This is a genomic window from Micromonospora mangrovicola, assembly GCF_047200535.1.
GTDB lineage: Bacteria > Actinomycetota > Actinomycetes > Mycobacteriales > Micromonosporaceae > Micromonospora.
This window is the reverse complement of sequence record NZ_JBJZOG010000020.1, coordinates 18,578-44,492: the sequence shown is the minus strand read 5'-3', so window position 1 is coordinate 44,492 and position 25,915 is coordinate 18,578. Positions and strand designations below refer to the sequence as shown.

General features: G+C 73.7%; 14 protein-coding genes. 7 read left to right on the top strand and 7 right to left on the bottom strand.

Annotated elements, in window-relative coordinates:
• Window positions 1–44: 44 nt before the first annotated feature.
• On the bottom strand, window positions 45–1,106 hold the full coding sequence (locus tag ACL02O_RS11070) for an NAD-dependent epimerase/dehydratase family protein (RefSeq protein WP_412817919.1): 1,062 nt from the start codon (window positions 1,104–1,106) through the stop codon (window positions 45–47).
• A 167-nt stretch (window positions 1,107–1,273) separates the two neighbouring features.
• On the opposite strand from ACL02O_RS11070, the gene ACL02O_RS11065 reads away from it, so the two are divergent.
• Both ACL02O_RS11065 and ACL02O_RS11060 read left to right on the top strand, forming a co-directional pair.
• Window positions 1,274–2,614 (top strand): molybdopterin-dependent oxidoreductase, encoded by a 1,341-nt coding sequence (locus ACL02O_RS11065; RefSeq protein WP_412817918.1) that lies wholly within the window; start codon window positions 1,274–1,276, stop codon window positions 2,612–2,614.
• The gene (locus ACL02O_RS11060) at window positions 2,607–3,056 is read left to right on the top strand and encodes a hypothetical protein (protein WP_412817917.1); all 450 of its coding nucleotides are present in this window, start codon (window positions 2,607–2,609) and stop codon (window positions 3,054–3,056) included. Before ACL02O_RS11065 ends, ACL02O_RS11060 begins: the two co-directional genes overlap by 8 nt.
• Before the next feature lie 17 nt (window positions 3,057–3,073).
• On the opposite strand, the gene ACL02O_RS11055 is transcribed toward ACL02O_RS11060, so the two are convergent.
• Window positions 3,074–3,397, bottom strand: a complete 324-nt coding sequence (locus ACL02O_RS11055) for a nuclear transport factor 2 family protein (protein ID WP_412817916.1) — start codon at window positions 3,395–3,397, stop codon at window positions 3,074–3,076.
• Window positions 3,398–3,425: 28 nt separating this feature from the next.
• Entirely contained in the window at window positions 3,426–4,217 is a 792-nt protein-coding gene (locus ACL02O_RS11050; protein WP_412817915.1) for an SDR family oxidoreductase, read from the bottom strand.
• A 113-nt stretch (window positions 4,218–4,330) separates the two neighbouring features.
• Here ACL02O_RS11050 and ACL02O_RS11045 point away from each other — a divergent pair, with 113 nt between their 5' ends.
• Window positions 4,331–4,846, top strand: a complete 516-nt coding sequence (locus ACL02O_RS11045; RefSeq protein WP_412817914.1) for a winged helix-turn-helix transcriptional regulator — start codon at window positions 4,331–4,333, stop codon at window positions 4,844–4,846.
• Window positions 4,847–4,855: 9 nt separating this feature from the next.
• Here ACL02O_RS11045 and ACL02O_RS11040 read toward each other — a convergent pair whose 3' ends face one another.
• Together ACL02O_RS11040 and ACL02O_RS11035 are read right to left on the bottom strand one after the other, a co-directional pair.
• A complete protein-coding gene (locus ACL02O_RS11040) occupies window positions 4,856–5,695 on the bottom strand; it encodes a PhzF family phenazine biosynthesis protein (RefSeq protein WP_412817913.1) in 840 nt (279 codons plus the stop codon).
• Window positions 5,692–6,918, bottom strand: coding sequence for an ArsB/NhaD family transporter (locus ACL02O_RS11035; protein ID WP_412817912.1), 1,227 nt, complete (start codon window positions 6,916–6,918; stop codon window positions 5,692–5,694). Before ACL02O_RS11035 ends, ACL02O_RS11040 begins: the two co-directional genes overlap by 4 nt.
• A 96-nt stretch (window positions 6,919–7,014) precedes the next feature.
• Here ACL02O_RS11035 and ACL02O_RS11030 point away from each other — a divergent pair, with 96 nt between their 5' ends.
• On the top strand, window positions 7,015–12,813 hold the full coding sequence (locus ACL02O_RS11030; RefSeq protein ID WP_412817911.1) for a WD40 domain-containing protein: 5,799 nt from the start codon (window positions 7,015–7,017) through the stop codon (window positions 12,811–12,813).
• A gap of 252 nt (window positions 12,814–13,065) precedes the next feature.
• Window positions 13,066–22,758 (top strand): hypothetical protein, encoded by a 9,693-nt coding sequence (locus ACL02O_RS11025; protein WP_412817910.1) that lies wholly within the window; start codon window positions 13,066–13,068, stop codon window positions 22,756–22,758.
• 58 nt (window positions 22,759–22,816) lie between these two features.
• Here ACL02O_RS11025 and ACL02O_RS11020 read toward each other — a convergent pair whose 3' ends face one another.
• Window positions 22,817–23,014 carry a hypothetical protein gene (locus ACL02O_RS11020; protein ID WP_412817909.1) on the bottom strand — a complete coding sequence of 66 codons (198 nt, stop codon included), beginning with the start codon at window positions 23,012–23,014 and terminating at the stop codon, window positions 22,817–22,819.
• A 64-nt stretch (window positions 23,015–23,078) separates the two neighbouring features.
• Here ACL02O_RS11020 and ACL02O_RS11015 point away from each other — a divergent pair, with 64 nt between their 5' ends.
• A complete protein-coding gene (locus ACL02O_RS11015) occupies window positions 23,079–23,777 on the top strand; it encodes a metal ABC transporter ATP-binding protein (RefSeq protein WP_412817908.1) in 699 nt (232 codons plus the stop codon).
• 5 nt (window positions 23,778–23,782) lie between these two features.
• Window positions 23,783–24,565 carry a metal ABC transporter permease gene (locus tag ACL02O_RS11010; protein WP_412817907.1) on the top strand — a complete coding sequence of 261 codons (783 nt, stop codon included), beginning with the start codon at window positions 23,783–23,785 and terminating at the stop codon, window positions 24,563–24,565.
• 60 nt (window positions 24,566–24,625) lie between these two features.
• On the opposite strand, the gene ACL02O_RS11005 is transcribed toward ACL02O_RS11010, so the two are convergent.
• A complete protein-coding gene (locus ACL02O_RS11005) occupies window positions 24,626–25,861 on the bottom strand; it encodes a ricin-type beta-trefoil lectin domain protein (RefSeq protein ID WP_412817906.1) in 1,236 nt (411 codons plus the stop codon).
• Window positions 25,862–25,915 lie beyond the last annotated feature (54 nt).

Here is a 25,915-nt window from a genome sequence, read left to right as displayed (position 1 = left end):
GCCGGCCCACCTGCCTGTGACACCCGGCCGCCCTCGTCGTCGGGTCAGCCGACCAGGGCGGCGGGTTCGCGCAGCGGATCGGTGGCGAAGGCGGTCACCCCGTCGACGAAGCCGACCAGGGCGGTGTAGCCGAGCAGCTCCCGCGCCCGGCTCGGATCGGCCACCACGTGCCGGACGTCGGCCGCCCGCGCCCCACCGACCACCTCCGGAGCCGGGCCGCCCATCACCCGGGCGAGGGCGACGGCCAGGTCGCCGACGGTGCGTGGCTCCCCGGAGCAGACGTTCACCGGGACCAGGCCGTCCGGGGTGGGCGCGGTGAGCGCCAGCAGGTTGGCCCGGGCCACGTCGGTGACGTGCACGAAGTCGCGGCGCTGCCGGCCGTCCTCGTACACCCGGGGCGGCCGCCCGTCGGCCAGCGCCGAGCGGAACAGCGAGGCGACCCCTGCGTACGGGGTGTCGCGGGGCATCCGGGGCCCGTAGACGTTGTGGTAGCGCAGCGCCCACACCCCGCCCCCGGTCTGCCGGGCCCACGCCGCGGCGTAGTGCTCCTGAGCGAGCTTGCTGGCCGCGTACGTGCTGCGCGGCTCCAGCGGGGCGTCCTCGGGGACCAGGGCCGGGTCGAGGGTGCCGCCGCACTCGGGGCAGGTCGGGTCGTACCGGCCGGCGGCGAGGTCGGCGGTGCGGCGCGGCGCGGGCCGGACCACGCCGTGCCGGGTGCAGGTGTAGCGCCCCTCGCCGTAGACCACCATCGAGCTCGCCAGCACCAGCCGGGTCACCCCGGCGCGGTGCATCGCCGCGAGCAGCACCGCCGTGCCGTGATCGTTGTGGCTGGCGTACTCCGGGGCGTCCGAGGGGTCCAGGCCATGCCCCACCATCGCCGCCTGGTGGCAGACCGCGTCGGCCCCGATCAGCAGGCGGTCCAGCAGCGCGGCGTCGCGGACGTCACCGACCACCGGGTCGTGCCGCCGGGACCACTCCGGCAGCGCGCCACCGTGCGCCTGGGGCAGCAGCGCGTCCAGGCAGACCGGTTCGTGTCCCTCGGCGACCAGCAGGTCGGCGATCTGTGATCCGATGAAGCCGGCGGCGCCGGTGACCAGTACCCGCATGCGCCCACGCTAGGGCACCGCGGGGTCCCGGTCGGGCGGTTCGCGGTGGACGTCAGCACTCCGTAAGAGACGGCGGTAAGGCTTCGGTAATGCGGCAAACCGGACCGGCCGGCGGCTGCGGCGTCTAGCGTCTGGCTCAGGCCCGGACGACGCACCGAGGAGGACAAGTGCCCGCCAGCCCACCCGCACCGGCCGGTCCGGACGGTCCGCCGTACGCCGCCCCGGCCCGGCTGTGGCGCGGGCTGGACCGGCACCGGCCGCCCGGTGCCGACGCGGTCGCCCACGCCTGGCGCAGCCCGGTCCGCGGGCCCTGGCTGACCTCGGTGCTCGGCGTGGCGCTCCTGGTCGGCCTGCCCCTGGTGATCGTCACCGGGCTGCTCGACTGGATCGCCTACGGGCCCCGCTTCGACCAGGCGCTTCCCCGTGACGTGGGTTGGCTGCACCCGCCGGTCTTCGACTGGCCGACCCGACCCGCCTGGCTGTTCCGGGTGACCCAGGGGCTGCACGTGACGCTGGGCATCGTGCTCGTGCCGGTGGTGCTCGGCAAGCTCTGGTCGGTGGTGCCCAAGCTCTTCGACTGGCCGCCGGCCCGCTCGGTCGCCCAGGTCGTGGAGCGGCTGTCACTGCTGCTGCTGGTCGGTGGAATCCTCTTCCAGATCGCCACCGGCCTGCTGAACATCCAGTACGCGTACCTGTTCGGCTTCGACTTCTACACCGCCCACTGGTACGGCGCCTGGGTCTTCACCGCCGCCCTGGTCACCCACGTGGCGATCAAGCTGCCCCGGCTGGTCGCCGCGCTGCGCGGGCCCGGCTTCGGGCGTACCCCGCTCGACCGGACGCGGCCGGAGCCGGCGGATCCGGACGGCCTGGTGGCCCCGCGGCCCGGGCCGGCGACGATGAGCCGGCGCGGAGTGCTGGCCCTGGTCGGCGGCGGGTCTCTCCTGCTGGCGGCGCTGACCGTCGGGCAGAGCGTCGACGCGCTGCGGCGCACCGCGCTGCTGCTGCCGCGGGGCCGGCGGATCGCCGACGGACCGACCGGCTTCCCGGTCAACCGCAGCGTCGCCGCGGCCGGCGTCACCCCGGACCAGACCGGCCCGGGCTGGCGGCTGACCCTGCGCGGCGCGGACCGCACCGTCACGCTCGACCGGGGCCGGCTGCTCGCCATGACGCAGCACACGGCGACCCTGCCGATCGCCTGCGTGGAGGGCTGGTCCACCTCCCAGACCTGGACCGGGGTCCGGCTGCGCGACCTCGCCGCGCTGGTCGGCCCCGGTGAACCGGACCGGGCGCACGTCCGGTCCCTGGAACGGGGCGGCCTGTTCCGCCAGGCGACCCTCCAGGGCAACCAGGTGGCCGACGCCGACGCGCTGCTCGCCCTGCGGGTCAACGGCGTCGACCTCAGCCCCGACCACGGCTACCCGGCACGGATCATCGTGCCCGCGCTGCCCGGGGTGCACTGCACCAAGTGGGTCGAGGAGATCACCTTCCAGGGGCGCGGCGATGGCTGAGTTCCGCCGGGCGTACGGCGCCGCGCCCTGGCACCTGCTGCTCCTGCTCGGCTGCTTCGCGGTGACCGGCTGGATCGCGCTGCGGCTGGCCGGCGAGCCGACGGCCGGCCGGATGCTGCTGTGGTTCGTGGGCGCGGCGATTGCGCACGACCTGGTCCTCTTCCCGGCGTACGCGTCGGTCGACCGGGCGCTGCGGGTCACCTGGCGGCGGGGCGCAAGCCCGTCGCTGCTGAACCACCTCCGGGTCCCGGCCCTCGGCGTCGGGCTGCTCTTCCTGGTCTACCTGCCCGGGGTCCTCGGTCTGGGCGACGGCACGTACGCCGCGGCGACCGGCATGGCGCCCCGGGCCCGGTTCGGCCAGTGGCTGGCGGTCAGCGCCGGGCTCTTCGCCGCCAGCGCGCTGCTGTACGTCGCCCGGCGGCTGTCCCGCCGGACCCGCTGACCCGGTGGGCCAGCCGGTCAGGGGGCGATACGCAGCTGGCGGACGTGGGCGTCGTCGTAGTCCTCGAACCGGAACTTCAGGCCGGCGAACGGGCTGCCGGGGAAGTCGCCGCTGATGGTGGCGGTCACCACGGTGCCGGCTGGGGTCTCCTCGACGTCGGTGATCTCGTAGGAGACCAGCGGCGTCTCCCGGCGCCATTCGCGGATCTCGGCGATGCCCCGGTGGGTCCTTCCCTCGTCCTCGACCACGGCGTCGTCGGCGAAGAGGGCGAAGTATGCGTCCTTGTCGGCCTGGCCGGCCAGCTCGAAGTAGCGGCGGATGATGTCGGGTGCGGTGCTCATGGGATTGCTCCTCGGTGGTCGGGACGGGTCAGACCGTCGGGATGGTGCCGCCGTCGATGACGTGCTCGGCGCCGACGATCGCCGAGGCGCGGTCCGAGACGAGGAAGGCGACCAGGTCGGCCACCTCCGCCGGGTGGGCGGGACGGCCCAGCGGGATGCCGCCGAGGCTGTCCATCAACTGATCGAGGGCGGTTTCGCGGTCGACGGCCGAGGCGGCGGCGAGCCGGTCGATCAGCGCGTCGGCCGCCGAGGTCTGGATGAACCCCGGCGCCACGCTGTTGACCCGGATGCCGTGCCGGGCGAGTTCGTTGGCGAGACCCTTGCTGTACGTGGTCAGCGCGGATTTCGCCGCGGCGTAGGCCAGGGTGGCCTCGTGCAGCGGCTTGCGCCGCTGGATCGAGGAGACATGCACGATCGCGCCGCGCCTCGACTCGATCATGGCGGGGACGAGCCGGCGGTCCAGCCGTACCGCCCCGAGCAGGTTGAGGTTGAGTTCCGCGAGCCAGGTCGCCTCGTCGAGGGCGGCGAAGCCGCCGCCCGGGGCGTGCGAGCCGCCCACCACGTGCACCAGGATGTCCACGCCGCCGGCTGGCGACAGCCGCTCGGCGACCGCCTCCGCGCCGTCGACGGTCGCGGTGTCGGCGGCGATGAACAGGTCGGGATGCGGGTAGCCGGGCGGTTGGTTGCGGGCGGTCACCCAGACCGTCGCCCCCGCCTCGCGCAGCCGGTCGGCGATCGCCGCCCCGGCGCCCTTCGTGCCCCCGGTGACCAGGGCCCGCCGGCCGGCCAGTGAGTCCCGGTCAGGCAGGTGCCGCTCCATCGCAGATCCTTTCCTCGGGCAGCGCGGTACGGATGCCCGGCGGCGTCGTATCGTGTAACTGCTGAACTAGAAGTGAGTCACTGCTACATTAGCACCAACTCGGAGGAGCGCGCATGGCAGGGAAGATCCGCCTGGAAGACCGCGAGTGCCCGCTCTCGGCGACCCTCGGCGTGGTCGGCGAGTGGTGGACCCTGCTGATCCTGCACGACGCCTTCGACGGCTACACCCGGTTTGAGCAGTTCCAGCAGAACCTCAGGATCTCCTCCAGCATGCTGACCAGCCGGCTGCGGACCCTCACCGCCAGCGGGCTGCTGGAGCGCCGCCGCTACCAGACCCATCCGGACCGCTACGAGTACGTCCTCACCGACCTGGGCCGCAGCCTGCGCCCGGTGATCGTGGCGCTCGCCGCCTGGGGCAACTCCCGACTCGCACCCGAGCGGCGCAGCATGATCCTCATCGACCGGGAGACCGGCGCCGAGGTCGAACCGGTCGTGGTCGACCGGGCGACCGGGCGACCGCTGGACCCGGAGAAGTTCGTCTTCGCCGCCGGCCCCGCCGCGAGCGAGGTGATGCGCGCCCGGTACGCGGGCGTCGCGCCGGAGCGGACCCCGCGACCAGAGCAGCGGTAGCCCGGCGGATCAGCCGGGGGACAGGCTCCCGGTGACGGTCGCGGCGCCGCCGACCAGGACCAGTGGGCCGGCGGGGCCGGGGCGGGCGGTGGCGACCACGGTCGAGGGTTCGCCGAGCGAGTCGCCCATGTCGACCGCCAGCGCGCACCGGCCCCGCCCGGCCAGGTGCGCGGCCAGGCAGGCGGTGCTGTTGGCGTTGGCGATGTCCTCGCGAACCCCGATCGACGGGGCGAACATCCGCGCCGCGACGCGCCCGTCCGGTGCGGGCGCGCTGTGGACGTAGCAACCCAACAGGCCCGACCGGTCGCACGCCTCCCGCAGGCGGTCGAGGTCGGGGGCCAGGCCCGCCAGGGCGGTGCGGTCGGGCACCTCCACCAGCAGCCGCGGCCGGCCCACCGAGGCGACCCGGCACGGTGCCCCGGGACCGAGACCCAGGGCGGACAGGACCGACGCGCGCTCCGCCGGGGCGGCGACGCGCAGCTCCACCGGTCCGGGATCGAAGAAGGCCTCGCACCGGCTGCCGGCGACGGTGGCGCGGCCGACGAACGTACGGCCGCCCGACCGCAGCACGGTCTCGTACTCCCGGGCGCCGGACCGTTCGGCGAGCACCGCCAGCGCGGCCACCGTGCCGTGCCCGCAGGCCGGCAACTCCCCGGTGGCGGTGAAGAAACGCAGCGGCACGACGCCCCGCGTCGCGTGGGAGAGGAACACCGCGTGCGAGGTGCCCGCCGCGACCGGCACCGCCCGCCGGTCGGCGTCGGTCGACGACGTCTCGTCGACCACGGCGGTCGGGCTGCCGCCCCGCCCGGCCCGCCGGCAGGCGTGCACGATGGTGACGGGGCCCGTCACGGACCCACCAGCAGGGCGGCGACGGTCGCGGTGGTGGCCACGGCGGCCAGTGCGGCGCTGGTGGCCACGAACCGGCCCAGCGGCACGGCCACCCCGGCGGCGCGGCAGCGCTCGTACCAGATCAGGGTGGCCAGCGACGCCCACGGGGTGGCGAGCGGGCCGACGTTCGTGCCGACCAGCAGGGCCAGCAGCTGGGTGTGGTGGTCGACGGCGATCACCGCCTCCCCGGCGACGTACGCGGGCAGGTTGTTGACCACGTTGGCGAAGAGCGCGCCGACCCCGCCGGCGCGCAGCGCACCCTCGGCGCCCTGGTCGCCGCCGATCAGCGTGCCCATCACGGTGTCCAGCCCGTACCGGCCGATGGTCTGCACCACCAGGAACAGTCCGGTCACGAAGACCAGCAGCCGCCACGGGATCAACGCGGGTCGCAGGCTGCCCCGGGCGCGCACGGCGAAACCGGCGACCAGGATCGCGGCGGCCGCCCCGGAGGCGAGTCCGATTTGGACGCCGACCAGGATCCCGGCGACGAAGAGCAGGCACGCGGCGAGCGCGGTGCGGTAGAGCACCGGATCCGGCGGCACGTGCGGGGGCGGCGGGACGAACGGGTCCGCGCCGGCCCGCGCCGGCCGCCAGTACCACCACCAGAGCAGCAGCATGGTGATCGCGATGGCGACCGCCTGCGGCCACCACATCCGGGCCGCCCAGGGCACCGGATCCAGGCCGATCCGGTCGCTGGCCAGGATGTTGGTCAGGTTGGACACGGGCAGCAGCAGGCTGGCCGTGTTCGCCAGCCACACCGTGGTCATCGCCAGCGGCGTCGGCGGCACGCCCAGCTTCCGGGCCAGCGCGATCATCACCGGGGTGAGCAGCACGGCCGTGGTGTCCAGGTTGAGCGCGATGGTGGTGACCGAGGCGAACCCGACGCAGAGCCAGAACAGCGCGCGGTAGTTGCCCCGCGCGACGATCGCCACCCGGGCGGCGAGCGCGTCGAAGACCCCGGCCACCGCGGTCAGCTCGGCCAGCACCACCACCGTGCCGAGGAAGATCAGGATGGGAACGATCCGGCGTACGGTGGCCTCGGCGTCGGCCCGCGGGAGCAGTCCGGTGAGGACGCAGACCAGCCCGACCCCCGCGAGCCCGATCGCGATCCAGTCGAGCACGTGCAGCCGGCCCCAGCGGGATCGGTCCGGCGCGGCGGACGGCGGCTCGCCGACGGTCTCCACGAGGGATGATCCTCCCACACCGGCACCGGGTCGGCCCCGCCCGACGCGGCTGCCGACGGTGGCCACGGATTGACCCTGAGTGGCCATAATGGCCAGGTGGCTGTAGGCGCGCACCCCACCCGGTCCGACCGCCCCATCGACTTCTTCATCAGCTACTCTCCGGCCGACGAGCGCTGGGCGACCTGGCTGGCCTGGGAGTTCGAGGCCGCCGGCTACCGCACGCTGCTCCAGGCCTGGGACTTCGTGGCCGGCACCAACTTCATCGACTTCATGGACCGGGGCGTCCGGGAGGCGGCCGTCGTGGTGGCGGTCCTCTCCGAGCGCTACCTGCACTCCACGTACGGCAAGCTGGAGTGGCAGGCCGCGCTGCGCGCCGACCCGGACGGCACCGGCAACAAGCTGGTCACCGTGCGGGTGGAGGACTGCCCGATCGATGGTCTGCTGGCCACCATCACGTACGTCGACCTGGTCGGGGTCAGCGACCCGGCGCAGGCGCGGGGCCGGGTGCTCGACCGGATCCGGGAGGCGCTCGACGGCCGGGCCAAGCCGGCCCGGCAACCGGCCTTCCCGCACCACCCCGCCGACCCGGCCGGGGTGCTCGCCACCCCGGCCGCCGGCCCACCCGCGCCGCGCCGCGCCCGGCGTACGCCGATCAACCCGCCGCCCTTCCCGCCCTCCGCGACCGTCACGCCGGTGGCCCGTGGCGCGCTCACCGTGCTCCAGGTGGCCGGGCCACGGTTCGGTCGGGGCGTCATCGCCCCGGGCGCGCCGGTCACCCCCGGCGAGCTCCAGGAACACCTGATGGGTGACCTCACCCTGCTGCTGAACGACGGGGTGCCCCGGCCGGACCTGCTGGTGGTGTCCGGCAACCTGACCGAGTCGGGCAGCCCCCGGGAGTTCTCCGACGCACTGACCTTCCTCACCGGCCTGCGGGTGCTGCTCGGCCTGGAGCCGCACCGCCTCGTGGTCGTGCCGGGCCCCCGCGACGTCACCATGGCCGCCAGCCGCGCGTACTTCGCCACCTGCGAGGCCGACGACGTCGACCCGCAGCCGCCGTACTGGCCGAAGTGGCGCCACTACGCGCGCCTCTTCGACGAGCTGTACCAGGGCCTCGAGGACCGGATCTTCGACAGCGAGCAGCCGTGGACGCTGTTCCCCGTGCCCGACCTGCGGGTGGTGGTGGCCGGGCTGAACTCCACCATCGCCGTCACCCACCGCGAGGAGGACCGGTACGGCTTCCTCGGCGAGGCCCAGTCCACCTGGTTCGCCCAGCGGCTGCGGCACTACCAGCAGTCCGGCTGGCTGCGGCTGGGCGCGATGGCGCACGGCCCCGGCGCGCGCACCCCGTACGCCGAGGAGTTGGCCGTCCCGGACGGGGTGACGCTGCGCGACCGGGCCTCGTTCCACCGCCTGGTCGGGCCGATGCTCAACCTGCTCCTCTCCGACGCCGCGCCCGGCGCGCGGGTCGACCCGGGAGTGCCGCTGGCCACCATCTCCCGGGACGGCCGGGCGCAGGTGCTCCGGCTGGCCGCCGACGGGCTGACCCGCTGGGTGCTGGGCCGCGACGACCGGCACGACGTGGGCGAGCCGACGGCGGTGGGCTGGTCGCGGGCCGAGGCGACCTTCGGGGCGGTCGGTCCGGCGCAGGTGCCCGACCCGCGGCTGCCGACCGCGGCGGAGGGGCCCACCCAGGGCGCGCCGGCCGACGGTCCGTCCGCCGCGCCGGCCGTGGTCGCGCCCGCCCCGCTGCACCGGCTGCTCGACCGGCTCGCCGAGGTCTGCGAGGCGCGCCACGACCGGGTGCTGGTCCGGCGGGTCTCCGTCGAGCCCCCGCACCTGTTCGTCACCTACCGGGCCGACGGGGTGGTCCGGCAGCAGCGGGTCGGTGCCCACGTGGGCACCCCCACCGCCGCCGACGTCGACCACTTCGCCCGCCGGGTGCACGCCACCGACCCGGAGATCCCCTCCGAACTGGTCTACGACGGCGACCGGGTGCCGCGCGGCCTGGCCGAGGAGGCCCAGCGGCGGGGGATCCGGGTGCTGCACCTGACCGAGTTCCAGGGCCTGCTCGACCTGCGCGAGTACGTCGCCGCACAGACCGCCCGGCTGCAGGCCGACCGGCTCTACCCGCCCGGCCAGTACGTGCCGCAGCGCTACCGCCACCTGGTCGGCACCGACCAGCAGGTCCGTGACGACGTGGTGGACGAGCTGCTCGAACTGGCCTCCGCGCCGGACGGCCGGTTCGCGCTGGTCCTCGGCGACTTCGGTCGGGGCAAGACGTTCGCGCTGCGCGAGGTGGCCCGGCGGCTGCCCACTGCCGCCCCCGACCTGATCCCGATCCTGGTGGAGCTGCGCGCGCTGGACAAGGCGCACTCGGTCGACGGCCTGGTGGCCGCGCACCTGGCCAACCACGGGGAGCAGGTGATCGACCTCAAGGCGTTCCGCTACATGCTGCGTCAGGGCCGGATCGTGCTGCTCTTCGACGGCTTCGACGAGCTGGTGGCGCGGGTGACCTACGACCGGGCCGCCGACCACCTGGAGACGCTGCTGCAGGCCGCCGAGGGCAACGCCAAGATCGTGGTGAGCAGCCGCACCCAGCACTTCAAGACCAACTCGCAGGTGCTGACCGCGCTCGGCGAGCGGGTCGGCCTGCTGCCGCACCGCCGGGTGCTGGCCATCGAGGACTTCACCCCCGGCCAGATCGAGACCTTCCTGCGCCACCGCTACGGCGGGGACGAGCGGGCCGCCCGGGACCGGCTGGACCTGCTCGCCGGGGTGAAGGATCTGCTCGGCCTGTCCCGCAACCCGCGCATGCTCGGCTTCATCGCCAACCTCGACGAGGGTCGGCTGGCCGCCGTGGCCAAGGCCGGCGGCACGTTCAGCGCGGCGACGCTCTACCGGGAGATCCTCGAAGCCTGGCTGGACTTCGAGGAGCGGCGGACCCAGGGCATCCCGGGCGCGCCGGTGAGCCTGCGCCGCCCCGAGCTGTGGCACGCGGTGGGCCGACTCGCCTTCCAGCTCTGGGAGAGCGGCGAGTCGTACCTGCGGCTGGCCGAGCTGACCGAGGCCACCGGCCAGCTCGCCGGGCTGGCCGAGTCGCGGCTGTCCGGCCCTCAGGCCGCGCACGCGATCGGCGCCGGCAGCCTGCTGGTCCGTACCGACGACGGGCTCTTCGGGTTCATCCACGCCTCGGTGATGGAGTGGCTGGTCGCCGAGGGGATCGCCGCGCAGCTCAACCGGGGCGAGGAGCCGTCCGCCCTGGCCGCACGTCCACTCTCCGCGTTGACCGTGGAGTTCCTCGGCGACCTCACCGACCCGGCCCGGTGTACCGCATGGACGTCGCGGGTGCTCGGCGACGAGACCGCCGGGGAGACGGTCCGGGCCAACGCCCTGCGGCTCAGTGCCCGGCTGCGCCTGCCCGGCCTGGCCGACCTGCGCGGTGCGGTGCTGCGCGGCGAGGACCTGTCCCACCGGGAGCTGGCCGGGGCCGACCTCACCGGGGCGGACCTGACCGACACCCGTCTGGTCGCCGCCAACCTGACCGAGTCCCGGCTGGAGCACGCCCGGCTGCGTGGCGCGCGGCTGGACCAGACCCGGCTCGCCCGGGCCGACCTGCGCGGGGCCGAACTGGGCGGGGCCCGGCTGTTCCGGGCCGACCTGCGCGGCGCCCGGATCTCCGGCAGCCGCTGGCACCGGGCCGCGCTGATCGACGTGAACGCCGACGCCGCCCTGCTGCGCGCGCCGGAGCTGCGCGGCGCGGTGGTCGCCCCCGGCCGTCCGGTGGCGCCCGGTCTCGCCCCGCCGGCTGTCGGCGTCTCGTACGGCTTCGAGGTGGGCCGGCTGCCGGTGCCGGTCGCGTACAGCCCGGACGGGGCGGTGCTCGCGGTGGGCAGCGACGACGGTGGTGTGCTGATCTGCGACACGGCCACCGGCCTGCCGGTGCGCACGTTGCAGGGCCACCGGGGGCGGGTGTACGCGGTGCGCTTCGACACCGCCTCGCACCAGCTCGTCACCGGCGCGGCCGACGTCACCGTACGGCTGTGGGACGCCGACCACGGCGACGTGCGGCACGTCATCGAGGACGTCTTCGCCGGCTGGGTGTGGCCGCTGCTCACCGACGGCGCGCGGGGCCGGCTGGTGGTGGGCGATGCGGCGGGCGTGGTCCGGCTCTACGACACCGGCAGTGCCCGACTGCGCCACGAGTGGCCCGGCCATGCGGCGCCGATCTGGGGCACCTCGTTCAGCCCGGACGGCCGCCGGATCGTGGTGGTCGACAGCGCCGGTGTGGTCCGCGGTTGGGACATCGTCTCCGGCCGGCTCGCCTTCGAGGTACGCGAGCCGGAGGTGGTGTACCGGGTGGTGCACACCCCCGACGGCCGCACCCTGGTCGCGGTCGGCCAGCACGGCCGGGTGTGGATCCGCCGGGCCACGGACGGCGAGCTGCTGCGCCAGCCGCGCGGCCACGAGGCCGACGTGTACGCCCTCGACGTCCACCCCGACGGCGGGTTGATGGCCACCGGCGACACCCACGGCGCGCTGCGCCTGTGGGACGTGGAGACCGGACGGCCGGTCCGGGTGCTCGGCCGGCAGCGCGGCGCGATCTACAGCGTCCGGTTCAACGCGGACGGCACCCTGCTCGCCACCGCCGCCAGCGACGGCGCCATCCAGCTCTGGGAGACCGCCGACGGCCAGCTCCGGCACGAGCTGACCCGGCACCGCGGCTCGGTCTGGCCGGTGGCGTGGCGGCCCGACCAGGCCCAGGTGGCGACCAGCAGCAACGACGGCACCACCCGGCTGTGGGACGTGCACAGCGGGCAGCTCCAGCACACCCTGCGCGGGCACGGCCGGCGGGTCACCGCGCTGTCCTTCCGCGACGACGGCGAGGTCCTCGCGGCCTGCGGCAACGACGGCGTGGTGCGGCTCTGGGAGCCGCGTACCGGCCGGCTGGTCCGGGAGCTCGCCAGCCCGGCCGACCGGCTGCTCTCGGCGGTCTTCTGCCCGGGCGAGCCGCTGGTCGCCTCGCCCAGCGGTGACGGCGGGGTGCACCTGTGGAACACCGACACCGGCGCCGACGAGCGTGAGCTCAACGTGGACACCGACCACGTCTGGGCGGCCGCGTTCAGCCCGGACGGCGACGCCCTGGCCACCGCCAACGACGACGACACGGTCCGGCTCTGGTACCGCCGGACCGGCCGGCACTTCGCCACCCTCACCCCGCACCGGGGCCGGGTCCGGGCCGTGGCGTTCAGCCCGGACGGCGAGACCATCGCCACCGGCTGCGACGACCGGCTCGTCCGGCTCTGGGACGCGGCCGGCGCCACCTGCCGGCTCACCCTCGAACAGCACACCGACCGGGTGTACGCGGTCTGCTTCAACTCGGAGGGGACGCTGCTCGCCAGCGCCAGCAACGACGGCACCGCCGTGGTGTGGGACGCGCTCACCGGGGAGCGGCGGACCGTGCTCACCGAGCACACCGGCCGGCTCTGGTCCTGCGCGTTCAGCCCGAACGGGGCGCTGCTGGCCACCGCCGGCGACGACCTGATCATCCGGTTGTGGGATCCGGGCACCGGTCGGCTGCACGGCACGCTGGCCGCGCACACCCGGCGGGTCTGGTCGGTGGCGTTCAGCCCGGACAGCAGCCTGCTCGCCAGCGCCGGCGACGACGGCACCGTCCGGCTGTGGGACGTCGCCGACCCGGAGCACGCCCAGCTGCGGGCCACCCTGATCGGCCTGCCGGCCGGCTGGGCGGCGGTCAGCCCGGACGGCCGGTACAAGCTGGACGGCGACCCGGGCGGCCAGTTCTGGCACGTGATCGGCACCTGCCGGTTCGAGGTGGGGGAGCTGGACCCGTACCTGACCCAGGTGCGGCGGCTGGCGGTGGACGCGCCGTTCTGACGCCGCCCGCAGGGCGGCGGACAGCGGCGGGCCGCCCGCGCGCCCCGTCGGCGGCCGATCCTTCCATCCGGGTCGGTCGATTTGATGAGCTGAGCGCCCAGTGGGGACGGCACCCTCGGTGAACTGCCGTCGACCGATCGGCCTGACGCTCTGTCACCATCTCGACACAGTCGTTGTGGGTCCCTTCCGCGATCGATGTGCTGGCGCGGGACCAGCGCCGTCGGTGACGGCCATCGAGGAACGAGGTGGCTCATGGTGGCACTACGGCGGCTGCTCGCCGGCCTGACAGCGACGGTGGTGGCCGCCGCGCTCGCTCTGGTGTGGACCGCGGCGCCCGCCCAGGCGGACGAGGCGTGGGAAACCGCGCTCAAGGACCTGATGTCGCGGACCGCCACCTGGGCGGAGGGCGGACTGTCCCGGGTCGGCCTGCTCGGTCAGCCGCTGCCCCTGCTCGGGGTGAGCCCCGGCGCGCTGGTGGACACCGACAGGCTCGCCCGCAAGGCCTCCGACGCGCTGGCGAGCGGACTGACCAAGGACGACGTCGACCTGGGCGGCGGCACCCGGCTCACCAGCGCGGTCAGCACCAGCGGCGGGGACCACCTGCTCGACGTACTGCTCACCACCAAGCGGCAGGTCACCGACAAGGACCTGGCCGTCGGCGGGGTGACCGTGGCCAAGGCGGTCGACGTCACCGGCTGGGCGACGCTGCACCTGAAGGCGCGGCACACCGCCGCCGGGGAGACCTACCTGGTCCGTGACGGGGACACCCCGCGCATCGACGTCGACGCCGCCGCAAACCTCCGCGCCGACCTGGACCAGGCCACCGCCTCGGTCGGCATCCTCGGTGTCGCGCTGACCGCCGGCAGCACGCTGACCGCCCGGAGTCACGTCAAGGTCACCCTCACCGACCCGAACGGCGACGGCCGGCTCGCCTTCGACACCGCCGGCGGGCCCGGCACCGGCGAGCTGGGCGCCGCCGGCTCCCTCGCCGGGCTGGTGCAGGTCGCCCTGGACAACTCCGGCGGCGGCCGGATCTCGGACACCGAGACCGAGCCCGGCCCCGGCTCCGTGCACGGCGTGGTCAAGCTCGGCGCGGCCACCTCCGGCACACCGTTCGACCTGCCCGCCGTCGCCGCGACCGTAGCGGTCGACTGGAACGACATCTCCGTCGGCAGCCCGACCGTGACCACCACCGGGCTGGACGAGACGATCGCCAAGTTCCGCAACATGAGCCCGCTGGACCTCGCCTCCGGCCTGGCCCAGCTCGCCACCCTGCTCAGCGGGGTGCAGCAGAGCGGCCCGGCCGGCAACCTCAGCCTGCCGTTCCTGCGCGGCACGTTCGCCGACGCGGTGAAGGTCAACGAGAAGCTCACCGGCTTCCTCAAGAAGTACGTCCACCCCAAGCCCGAAGACCCCGGGTTCGACCCGGCCACCGACGACCCGGCCAAGGCCGGCCAGCCGAAGTTCAGCTCCATCCAGGAGTTGGTCAAGCTGCTCGCCGCCGAGGGCCTGCCGGTGGACAACCTCTCCTTCGCGGGAGACAAGCTGGTCTTCCGGCTGAAGCTGGAGCGGGAGTCCACCGTCGCGGTGCCGCTGGACCCGGGCGCCGCCTCGATCTCCGGCCGCGGCGCCACCTTCAGCGCCAACGGCTTCAGCCTCGCCGCCGACGACCACCGGTTCACCGCGGGCGAGCTGGTCGGCCAACGGGTCGTCGCCGGCACCTCGGCCGGCACCATCGCCGCGAACACCGCCACCTCGGTCACCCTGGCCGGGAACTGGATCGGCGGCCAGCCGGCCGACGACGCCGTCTGGGTGATCAGCGGCTCCAGCCCCAACATCGGCGCCGTCGAGCTGGCCGGAACGCTCACCAAGTCGGCCGGCGGGGACAAGAAGGTCGGCCTGCGGACGGCCAACGCCCAGGCCAGCTTCGCCACCGTGAAGCCGAAGTACAGCGCCGCCGTCACCCTCGTTCTCGACCTGCGCGACGACCTCGGCAGTCCGGCCGCCAACGCGGACCGGGTGCTGCTGCGCACCGACCCGGCGACGCCGCTGTTCGCCGCCGACTTCCCGATCACCACCGGGGTCGACTTTTACGCCAACGCCGGCTTTCTCAAGGTCAAGCTCGGCGGTGACCTCGCCGTCGGGCCGGCCGCCGCCGGCCAGCGGATGCTCCAGGTCAGCTTCAAGCAGGCCCAGGACATCAGCCTCGGCGAGCTGTTCCGCCGGTTGCAGTCCGAGCCGGCCAACCTGCTCGCCGTCGCCACGTCGGTGAAGACCACCGGCCGGGTCACGGTCGGCGTCCCCGGCGCCACCGGCGCCCTCGGCACGGGCGTCGGCGTCGACGTGAGCTGGCAGGCCGGCGAGCAACCGGTCGTGGACACCGGCAGCCTGGCCGGGCTCTTCGCCGTCGACTTCAACCCGGACGACCCGAAGGCGCTGTTCGCGGTCGTCGTCGAGGCGCTGCGGCTGGTCAACGCCGCGCTCGTCCAGCCGGGCGGCGGCAGTGGCCCGTTGGACACCGAGATCCCGCTGCTCGGCCGCTCGGCCCGGGAGTTGCTCGGCGCCGACGAGAGCGGCGTCGGCAAGGGTGTCACCTTCCTCGCCGATGGCGCGAACTTCCTGCTCAAGGACGGCAACCGCAGCGGTGACGCGGCGTTCGACGAGCGGTTGGCCGGCCGGACCGTGGTGATCGGCAGCAAGGCGTACCGGGTACTGGACCGGGTGGACGGCCAGACCCTGCGGGTCGCGGCGGCCGGTACGCCGAAGCCCGAGAACGGCACCGCCTACGCGCTGCGGCCCGAGCTGGCCGACGCGCTGGACAAGCTGCTCGCCGCGCCCCCGGACACCCTCCAGGACGCCCTCGACCTGCTCAACAACGCCATCGGCGCGGGCAGCGGGATCCAGTTCGCCCTGGACGAGCGAGCCGGCGGCCCGTACCTGCGGATCGGGCTGGACTGGAAGCGCGACGTCCGCACCGCCGGGCCGCTCGCCTTCGCCTGGGACGGCGCCCGCGACCTGGTCAGCCTGGACAGCTCCGGCACCTTCGCCCTCGACGTCGACGCCCGGGTCCAGCTGGGCCTGCTGCTGCCGCTCAAGCTGAACGCGGCGCCGCTGCTGGACAAGACCTCGTCGGCCAAGGTGACCGTCAGCGGCGGGGTGACCAACGCGGCCCTCGCCGCCCGGGTCGGCCCGCTCGCCCTGGACCTCGGCAAGGACCCCGAGTTCGCCACGGTCAGGGCCGACCTCAGCGTCGGCCTCGGCGGCCTCGCCGCCGACGGGCCGGTCAGCGACCTGCTCGGCCTGACGCCGACGTTCACCACCGCCGGCGTCGACTGCGGCGGCGGGGTCGGTGGCGCGAGTACGCCGGTCTGCGCCCGCGCGCCGCTGTTCGTCAACAACTGCGAGCCGGCCGACGCCACCAACCTGCTCACCTTCACCATGGGGCTGGACCTCACGCCCACGGCGAACACCCCCGACCTCACCTCCTGCTTCGCCAACCTGTCGCTGAAGCTCACCGACTTCAACGTCGGGATCGACGGCTACCTGGCCAAGGTGGAGGAGGCGCTGCGGCTGGCCAGCTTCGACGGCAAGCTGCCCCTGGTCGGCGACGACCTCCAGCAGGGCCAGAAGTTCGTCGCCCAGCTGCGCGCGGACGTCAAGGCCGCGATCGGCCCGGCGCTGGCGGACGCCACGCTGGACAGCGCCGGCATGCAGAGCGCCCTCAACGCGGCGCTGGCCGACCTCGACCCGGGCGTGAGCGCGGTGGTCGGCTGCCGCAGCGGGGCAGCGACGCCCTGCCAGCCGGAGGACTTCCAGTCCATCCGGATCAGGCTCACCACCTCCCGCGGCGCGCCCTCGGCCGCCGACGGCTGCAAGGACGCCAGCGACACGGACCGGTGCCTCACCGCCAACGTCCCGCTCGACCTCGGCATCCCCGGCCTGTCCCTGAAGGCGAAGAAGGGCGCCACCGACGGCATCCAGGCCAAGCTCGGCTGGAAGCTGCACCTGGACCTGGTGCTCGACCGGGACGAGGGCTTCTACGTCCCCACCCACGACGGGGACACCACTCCCGAGGTGCAGATCGGCGCCCAGTTCGACACCACCGGCGACCTCGCCGCCCAGCTCGCCTTCATCCAGGTGAACGCGACCAAGCAGGGCACCGCGCCGGCGGTGCGGGCGTACTTCGGGGTCGACCTGAAGGGTTCGACGGGGGAGAAGAGCTGCTTCGACCCGACGGTGACCGCCGACTGCGCGGCCGACCCGGACGCCAAGCTCACCCTCGCCGAGTTCGCCGACCTCGGTTCGCTGATCGCCACCGACCTCACCGCCGAGGTCAACATCGACTGGAAGCTGGCGGCGGTCGTGAACACCGGCGACGAGGTGGGCTCGGCGCTGCCCGGCGTCAGCGCCCGCCTCGGCCTCACCTGGAAGCTGGCGCACAAGCAGGGCGCCCTGGCCGCCACCGGCGACGGCGTCACCACCCCGCTCCGGGTGACCTTCACCGACATCTCGCTGGACGCCGGCGCCTTCTTCAGCAAGATCCTCAAGCCGGTGGTGGAGAAGCTCAAGGCGGTCACCGGACCGCTCCAGCCGGTCATCGACACCCTGTACGCGCCGATCCCGGTGCTGTCGGACCTGTCGAGGGCCACCGGCGGGCCGGACATCACCCTGGTCTGGCTGGCCAGGACGTTCAGCACGCTGACCGGCGGGCCGAAGCTCGACTTCGTCGACACCGTCCGGGCCGTGATCACCTTCGTGAACCGGATACCGGACTGCGACACGGGCGACAGCTGCTCGATCCCGCTCGGCCAGTTCCTGGTCGACCCGGCCAGGGCGCTGACCACCGCGGCCTCCCCGGCCTCGGCGGAAAGCCTGATCCAGCGGAGCGACCCGTTCACCCAGGCGAAGAGCGCGGCCGAGGTCAAGTCGGCCGTGGACAACGCCGCCGGCGACGACGGGGAGAAGCTGTTCGCGCCGGGCACCGACGGCAGGTCCAACGCCCAGAAGACCGGCTTCACCTTCCCGATCTTCGACAACCCGGGCGCACTGTTCGGGCTGCTGCTGGGACAGGACGTCGAACTGGTCAGCTTCGACTCCGGGCCGCTGTCACTCGGGTTCAGCTGGCGACAGTCGTTCGGCCCGGTGTACGCCCCGCCGCCGGTGCTGGTCACCCTCTCCGGCAGCGCTTCGGTGACCGCCCGGTTCATCGCCGGCCTGGACACCGCGGGCATCCGGCACGCCGTCGAGGCCGCCACCGACGGCACCGCCCTCGACGCGGTCAGCCTCCTCGACGGCCTCTACTTCAAGACCACCGACAGCAGCGGCACGCCCGTCCCGGTGGTCACCCTGCGCGGCGAGATCGCCGCCGGGGCCGAGGTCAGCGTGCTCATCCTCAAGGCGGGCATCGAGGGTGGCATCCGGCTCACCGTCGGGTTCAGCTGGAACGACCCCAACAACGACGGCAAGTTCCGGACCAGCGAGTTCCTCCAGGCACTGCTGGTCAACCCGGTCTGCCTGTTCACCACCAGCGGCCAGCTCTCCGTCTTCCTCAAGGTCTACATCACCATCGACCTGTTCCTGTTCTCGAAGACCTTCGACTTCACCCTGGTCAACGCCACCCTGCTGGACTTCCGGGCGCAACCCGACTGCAAACCGAAGCCACCGGAGCTCGGTGGCACGGTCGCTGACACCCTGGTGGTCTTCGCCGGCAAGTTCGGCAAGAAGGAGCAGCGCGGGGACCCGGCGTGGGACAACGGCGGCGGCACCTACGCCGGTGACGTGGTGAAGGTGTACGCGCTGCACTACGCCGACGCGGGCACCGCCGGCGCCAGCGACGACTTCGACGGCTTCGCGGTCGAGGCGCTCGGCCGCAAGCAGGAGTTCCTCGATCCGAACCTGGCCCGGGTCGTCGTCGACGGGCGGGGCTACCAGGTCGCCGACCCGGACAAGACGTCCCTGTCGATCCTGCTGCTCGGCGACGGTGACACCAGCGGCGACGGCACCCGGACCTCCGCGTTCGACAAGGCGGCGGTGATCCTCGGCTCCGACGGCAGGGACCAGATCCGCACCGGCACCGGCCCGGCGTACGTGGACGGCCGCGACGGCGACGACGTGATCGTCACCGCGGAGGCGGCCGGCCAGGTGAGCCGCGTCGCCGGCGGCCCCGGGCAGGACACCGTGACCACCGGCGACGGCGACGACGTGGTGGCCGGTGACAGCGGCCTCGGCGCCGTCGACCGGCCCGGCGGCACCACCGTGCACACCTCGGTCGGTGACAAGACCCTCGACGGCCTGGTCGACTGGACGAAGCTCACGGACGCCACCGAGGAGACCACGGGCGTGGCCGACCACGTCACCGTCGGACACGGCGCCAGCACGGTCTACGGCAACGGCGGCGACGACGTGCTCGGCGTGGTCGTCGACGACCGGCCGAACGGGAGGAACATCCTGATCGGCGGCCCCGGCTCGGACATCATCAACGGTGGCAAGGGCAACGACACCATCCACACCGCGAGCAGCGCGGTCCCGTCCGACCCGGACGCGGCCGGCAGCGGCGACGCCGGGCTGGTCAACAAGGTCGACACCGGTTCCGGCCAGGACACCGTCCACGGCAGCGCCGGCAGCGACCTGGTCGTCTCGCACTCCGCCAACGGGCAGACCGGTCACCTGTACGGCTACGGCGGCGACGACGTGCTGGTCGGCGGCTACGGCACCGACGAGCTGTTCGGCGGCCCCGACCAGGACTACGTGATCGCCGAACCGTCCAGCGTCGGCGACCCGGACGGCACCGACGGCTACGGCCCGGCCCGGCAGGTCACCCACCAGCCCCTGCCGGCCGGCACCCAGTCGCAGACCAAGCTGCTCGCGGGTGGCCTTGGCAGCGACCACGTGATCGGCGGCGACGGCGGGGCGACCATCTTCGGCGACAAGCGCCTCACCGCCGAGACCTGCGCCGACGCCGACGTCGCCGACGCCCAGCCCACCCCGGCCGACCAGGGCGCGGCCGACCTCATCCTCGGCGGTGCCGGGGTGGACGTGGTCACCGCCGGTAGCGGCGACGACCGGGCCGACCTCGGCGGCGGCGACGACCGCGCCTGTGGCCAGCTCGGCGAGGACACCCTGCACCTGGGCGGCGGCGCCGACCGGGCGTGGGGCGGCCCGGACGGTGACCAGCTCTACGGCGACGACGGCGTCGACCTGCTCTTCGGCAACACCGGCGACGACGGCCTCTACGGCGGGACCGGCGAGGACACCGCCGAGGGCAACGAGGGCGGGGACCAGGTCTTCGGCGGCCCCGACGGCGACGTGCTCTACGGCGGTGGCCGGGTGGCCGGCGTGGCCGACGGCCGGGACTTCGTCTACGGCGAGGAGGGCGTGGACCGGATCGTCGGTGACAACGGCACCCCGCGGATCGGGGACGTCGGGCCGTACCCGCTGGACCTGGCCGGGGACGTGACGACCGCCGGCGCCGGGGACGTGATCTCCGGTGGCCCGGACGGTGACGTGGCGTACGGCGGGCTCGGCGGTGACCGGATCGACGGTGACGGCGGCGACGACCAGCTCGAGGGAAACAACGACGCCGACGTTATCCACGGTGGACCCGGCCGGGACGAGATCGCCGGCGGCTCCTCGCAGGAGCCGGCCGCCGGCACCGGCCGGCCGGACACCGGCGACCAGCTCTACGGCGACGCCGACGCCGACCTGATCGCCGGGGACAACGCCCGGTTCACGCCGGCCACCACCGACGCGACCCGGGTCACCCAGGGCCGGACCGGCACGCCGCGCAAGATCACCCTGCTCGACCTCGGGTTCACCCCGGCGGCCGGTACCAGCGGCGGTGACCTGATCTCCGGTGGCGACGCGGACGACGTCATCTTCGGGCAGGGCGGTCCGGACCGGGTGCACGCCGACGCGGGCGCGGACTTCGCCGAGGGCGGCCCCGGCTCCGACTGGGTCGAGGGCGACGCCGGTGACGACGACCTCGTCGGTGGCTCCAGCACCGCCTACGACGGGACCGGGGCGGCCACCACGGGCCAGCCGGACACCGCCGACGCCCTGTTCGGCGGGCCCGGGTCCGACGCGATCATCGGTGACAACGGTGCGGTGCTCCGCCCGCTCCCCGGCGAACAGCCCACGGCGGTGACGGTGCGGCTCGGCGCGGACGGCGCGCCGTTCGGCCCGCGGATCGTGGTGCTGCTGGACCGGGCGGCGGCCACCGCCGGCCGGTACGGGGCCGACCGGATCAGCGGCGGCGACGGCGTCGACACCCTCTGGGGCCAGGACGGCGACGACGCGTTGACCGGCGACGGGGACGGCGACTACCTGGAGGGCAACGGCGGCGCGGACACACTGCGCGGTGACAACGCCCTCGGCGCGGCCGGCCGCAGCACGGTCACCCCGCTGCCCGACCCGGGCTGGCCGGGCGACCCGGCGGCCCCGGCCGACCTGGTCGGCGCCGGCACGCCGGACGGGCAGGACGACCTGATCGGCGGCAGCGCCGCCGCCGGGTTCCGGGACACCGCTGACGTGGTCGAGGGCAACGGCGCCGACGACGTGGTCCTCGGTGACAACGGGTCGCTGCTGCGGACCGTGACCACGGTCGGCGGGAAGCCGACCGAGCGGGTCTACACCGAGCGGTACCCGACCGGCGCGGTGCCGGCCGACGCCACGGTGATCCGGACCCACGACCCGGCGCTGCCCGGGCCGTCCACCCGGTTCTGCACCACCGCCCAGTCCACCTGTGAGCCGGCCGGGGCCTACGGCAACGACCAGCTCTACGGCGACGGGGGCAACGACGGGGTGTGGGGCCAGGACGGCGACGACCTGGTCCGGGGTGGTGCCGGCGACGACGACCTCTTCGGTGAGCTGGGCGCCGACACCCTGTACGGCGATGACGGCCGGGACGCCATCCTGGGCGACCGGGGCGGCGTGGTGAACCAGTACCTCAACGCCGACGACGTGGCCGCGCTGGGCTTCACCGCGACCCTGTCGTCCGTCCCGCAGGAGACGTACACCGGGTTCCGGGCCGGCGGGTACGACCGCCGGGTGGACCTGCTGCACGACACCGACGGGGACGCCTGGATCGGCTCCGCCACCTCGGCGCCGATGCCGTACCCGGGCCTGACCACGGGCGCGGGCGACTACATCCGGGGCGGGGCCGGCGCGGACAACATCCACGGCGGCTTCGGGGACGACATCGCCAACGGCGACAGCGGTGGTGACGAGGTGTTCGGCGGTGAGGGCGCGGACGTGCTCTGGGGCGGCAAGGGGTGCGACCCGGTGCTCGACGCGGCCAACCCGCAGTGCCTGGTGGACGGCGTGTTCAGCGCCGCCGCCCGGGGCGACCAGGACCAGTACGTCGACCACCTGTTCGGCGGGACCGGGGCGACCAGCGGCCCGGCGGTGGCCGCGGTGCTCGGCGCCGACCTGCTGGACTTCCGGCCACGCGGCTCCTACCCGGACAACTGCGCGGCGGGGGCCTGGCCGGTGGACCTGGCCTCGGGGACGATCGACCCGTGCCGCTGGTTCGAGGCGACCAACCTGGACAACGGCGTCGAGGCCGACAACCAGCACCACCACGGCACCGACTGGATCTACGGCGGCTGGGACCGGGACGTGCTGCAGGGTGACGTGGCGCAGAACGGGCCGAACAACGGGGACCGGCTCTTCGACTGGAACGGCGCGTACAACCTGTTCACCCACTGCAACGCCGCGTACGGCGGGTTCAACGACATCCGCCAGCACAGCCCGGCGATGCAGGACTTCCTCACCCGGCTGGCCTGGGCCGCCGGCGCCGGTCGCAGCGCGACCGACGTCACCACGGCGGGCACCTCGGCCTTCATCGAGCTGTCCTACGTCTATCCGCGGGACAACCCGGACCAGGGGGCCGGGGCGGCGTTCCCGACCACCCCGGGGCACTTCGACACCCCGTCCTGCACCGACTGAGCGCGGACGCGCCGGGGCCCGGCCCCCCTGACGGGAGTCGGGCCCCGGCGTGGGTCGGTCAGCGTCGCCACGTCTGGTTGGTGCCGCCCGCGCAGTCCCAGATCTGCGGCCGGGTGCCGTCGGCGGAGCTGACGCCGGTCGCGTCGTGCCACTTGTCGGCCTGCGGGTGGCTGTGGAACCCGGGCACGGTTCGGCGGGGACGTCGCCGACCGTCCTCGGCCGCACAACAGCGAACCAGCCCCACGATGATCGCCAAAACCGTACGATTGCGGCATTCGGGCGCAGGTTCGCAAGGCGGCTCCCGGGGAAGGGCGCCCTCGATGGCTCACGATGACGAAACGGTGTTGCGGGTCTCGGGCCTGACCGTGGTCCTCGACAACCGCCGTGTCATCGACGATCTCACTTTCGCGGTGAAGCGTGGCGAGATCTTCACCATTCTGGGGCCGAACGGCGCCGGCAAGACGGTGCTGCTTCGCGCGCTGCTGGGCTTCCTGCCGTACGAGGGATCGATCAGCTGGGCCGAAGGCGCGACCCTCGGCTATGTGCCGCAGCGGCTGCCCCACATCCGGGACATCCCCATCAACGTGACGGACTTCTTCGCGCTGAAGGGCGAAGCCACACCCCGGGCGCGCGACCTGCTGCCCGCCGTGGGGCTCGGCGCGGACCTGGCCGCCCAGCGGATGGGCGACCTTTCCTCCGGGCAGTTCCAGCGGATCCTGATCGCCTGGGGTCTTGCCGGAGATCCTCAGGTCCTCCTCTTCGACGAGCCGACCGCCGGAATCGACGTCGGGGGTGAGGAGACCGTCTACGGCCTGCTCGCCCGGCTGCATCGCGAGCGGAGTCTGACCATGCTGCTCGTCACGCACGATCTCGCCATGGTGCACCGGTTCTCCACCACGGTGCTGTGCCTGAACAAGCGGGCGGTGTGCCAGGGGCTACCCCAGGCCGTGCTGACCCCCGAGCGGCTGCAGCAGTTGTACGGCAGCGGCCTGGCGTACTACCAGCACACGCACGAGTAGCGCGGATGGACACGAGGATTCTGCTCAGCCTGGCCACCGGGATGTCGATCGCGGGCGCGGCCGCGTATCTCGGGTCGCTGATGCTGAGCCGGCGGATGGCACTGGTCGCCGGTCCCCTCGGTCACCTGACCCTGCCCGGAGTCGCCCTGGCTCTCCTCTACGGCTTCGACATCTCCCTGGGGGCCTTCCCGTTCGTCGTCGTCGGCGTCATCCTGATCTGGCTGATCGAAATCAGAACGAAGCTGCCCATGGAGGCCCTCACCGCGGTCGTGTTCGCCTCGGGGGTCGCGATCGCCTTCTTGTTCCTGCCTCTCAAGGAGGCCGAGACGGCGCTGGTGGGAAACGTGTCGAAGGTGGGCGTCAGCGACACGGCGCTCGCCGTCGTGGCGTCCCTGGCCGTGACGGTGGCGGTGAATCGGCTCTACCGGCGGCTGGTGTTGATCAACATCTCAGAGGACCTGGCCGCCTCGGCCGGGGTTGACGTCAAGCGCGACAACCTGCTGTATCTGCTTCTGATCGCGATCGTCGTGGCGCTGGGCGTCAGGGTGGTCGGTGCGCTGCTGACCGCCGCGCTCGTGGCGATTCCCCCGGCGGCCGCTCGGCTCGTCACCAGGAGCATGGGACAGTACGCGTTCGGTTCGATGGCCGTCGGGGTGGCCTCGTCGCTGCTCGGGATCGTGTTGTTCGAGTTCACCGGCCAGCCGGCGGGACCGCTGATCGTCCTGATCAGCGCGGCGATCTTCCTGCTGAGTCTGCTCTTCGGCAAGCGGGTGGCATCAGGGGGCTAGTGCGGGCGGCGGAGCGCCGGGTCCGGCTCCGGGCCGAAGTCCGGACCCGGCGTGGGTCGGTCAGCGTCGCCACTTCTGGTTGGCGCCGCCCGTGCAGTCCCAGATCTGCAGCCGGGTGCCGTCGGCGGAGCTGACGCCGGTCGCGTCGAGGCACTTGTTGGCCTGCGGGTTCACGATGTCGCCGGCCGAGGTGAACACCCACCGTTGGGCCCCGGTGCCGTTGCAGTCGTAGAGCTGCACCTTGGCGCCGTTGGCGGTGGACCCGGCGGTGACGTCCATGCACTTGCCGAGGGCGCGGACCGAGCCGTCGGCGTTCCAGGTCCACTGCTGGGCGGCGGTGCCGTTGCAGGTCCACAGCTGGATCGGAGTGCCGTTGGCCGTGTTGGCGCCGGCCACGTCCACGCACTTGTTGCCGTAGCCGATGATCGGGCCGCCGGTTCCGCCGCCGCCGTTGTCCCAGGCCTGCACCCGGACGTAGTCGATCACCATCTGCTGGGGGAAGACGGTGCTGCCGTCGGGCGAGCCGGGCCAGTTGCCGCCGACGGCGACGTTCAGCAGCATGAAGAACGGGTGGTCGAAGACCCACTTGTTGCCGCCCGCGTCGGCCGGCGTCTTGCGCGAGTACGCGACCCCGTCGAGGTACCAGGTGATGGAGTCGGGCGCCCAGTCGACGGTGTACGTGTGGAACGCGTCGGCGAGGGCCTGGCCGCCCGGCAGTGAGGTCGAGCCGCCCAGGCCGTTTGCCCCGGAGTAGCCCGGCCCGTGCAGGGTGCCGTACACCGTGGACGGTGCGTAGCCGACGTTCTCCATGATGTCGATCTCGCCGCTGTTGGGCCACGGGTTGGTGGCGATGTCGTTGCCCAGCATCCAGAAGGCGGGCCACAGGCCCTGCCCGCGGGGGATCTTGATGCGGGCCTCGAACCGGCCGTACGCCTGGGCGAACTTGCCGCTGGTCAACAGCCGGGCAGAGGTGTACTGGCAGCTGCCGTACCAGCACGAGTAGCCGTTCGGGTTCTCCTTGCGGGCGGTGATGACCAGGTTGCCGTTGCCGTCGAGGGCGGCGTTGCGGGTGCTGGTGGTGTAGTACTGCAACTCGTTGTTGCCCCAGCCGCTGCCGCCGGTGTCGTACCGCCACTTGTTCGGGTCCGGCGGGGTGCCGGCCGCGCCGTTGAAGTCGTCGGACCAGGTGACGGCGCCGGGTCCGGCGAGGGCGGGGGTGCTCGGGACGATGGTGAGCGCGGCCGTGAGGCCCACGGCCGTGAGTGCCACGGCGGCGAGGGTGCGGATGCTGCGCACGGGTGCCTCCCTGCGGTTGCGGTCGTCACCGTTCGGCCGAGGGGACGGGTCGGC

Excerpts from the sequence above, each read along its gene's own strand:
- ACL02O_RS11070 (WP_412817919.1), bottom strand. The coding sequence starts at position 1,106 with ATGCGGGTACTGGTCACCGGCGCCGCCGGCTTCATCGGATCACAGATC.
- ACL02O_RS11060 (WP_412817917.1), top strand. The coding sequence starts at position 2,607 with ATGGCTGAGTTCCGCCGGGCGTACGGCGCCGCGCCCTGGCACCTGCTG.
- ACL02O_RS11055 (WP_412817916.1), bottom strand. The coding sequence starts at position 3,397 with ATGAGCACCGCACCCGACATCATCCGCCGCTACTTCGAGCTGGCCGGC.
- ACL02O_RS11050 (WP_412817915.1), bottom strand. The coding sequence starts at position 4,217 with ATGGAGCGGCACCTGCCTGACCGGGACTCACTGGCCGGCCGGCGGGCC.
- ACL02O_RS11045 (WP_412817914.1), top strand. The coding sequence starts at position 4,331 with ATGGCAGGGAAGATCCGCCTGGAAGACCGCGAGTGCCCGCTCTCGGCG.
- ACL02O_RS11025 (WP_412817910.1), top strand. The coding sequence starts at position 13,066 with ATGGTGGCACTACGGCGGCTGCTCGCCGGCCTGACAGCGACGGTGGTG.
- ACL02O_RS11015 (WP_412817908.1), top strand. The coding sequence starts at position 23,079 with ATGGCTCACGATGACGAAACGGTGTTGCGGGTCTCGGGCCTGACCGTG.
- ACL02O_RS11010 (WP_412817907.1), top strand. The coding sequence starts at position 23,783 with ATGGACACGAGGATTCTGCTCAGCCTGGCCACCGGGATGTCGATCGCG.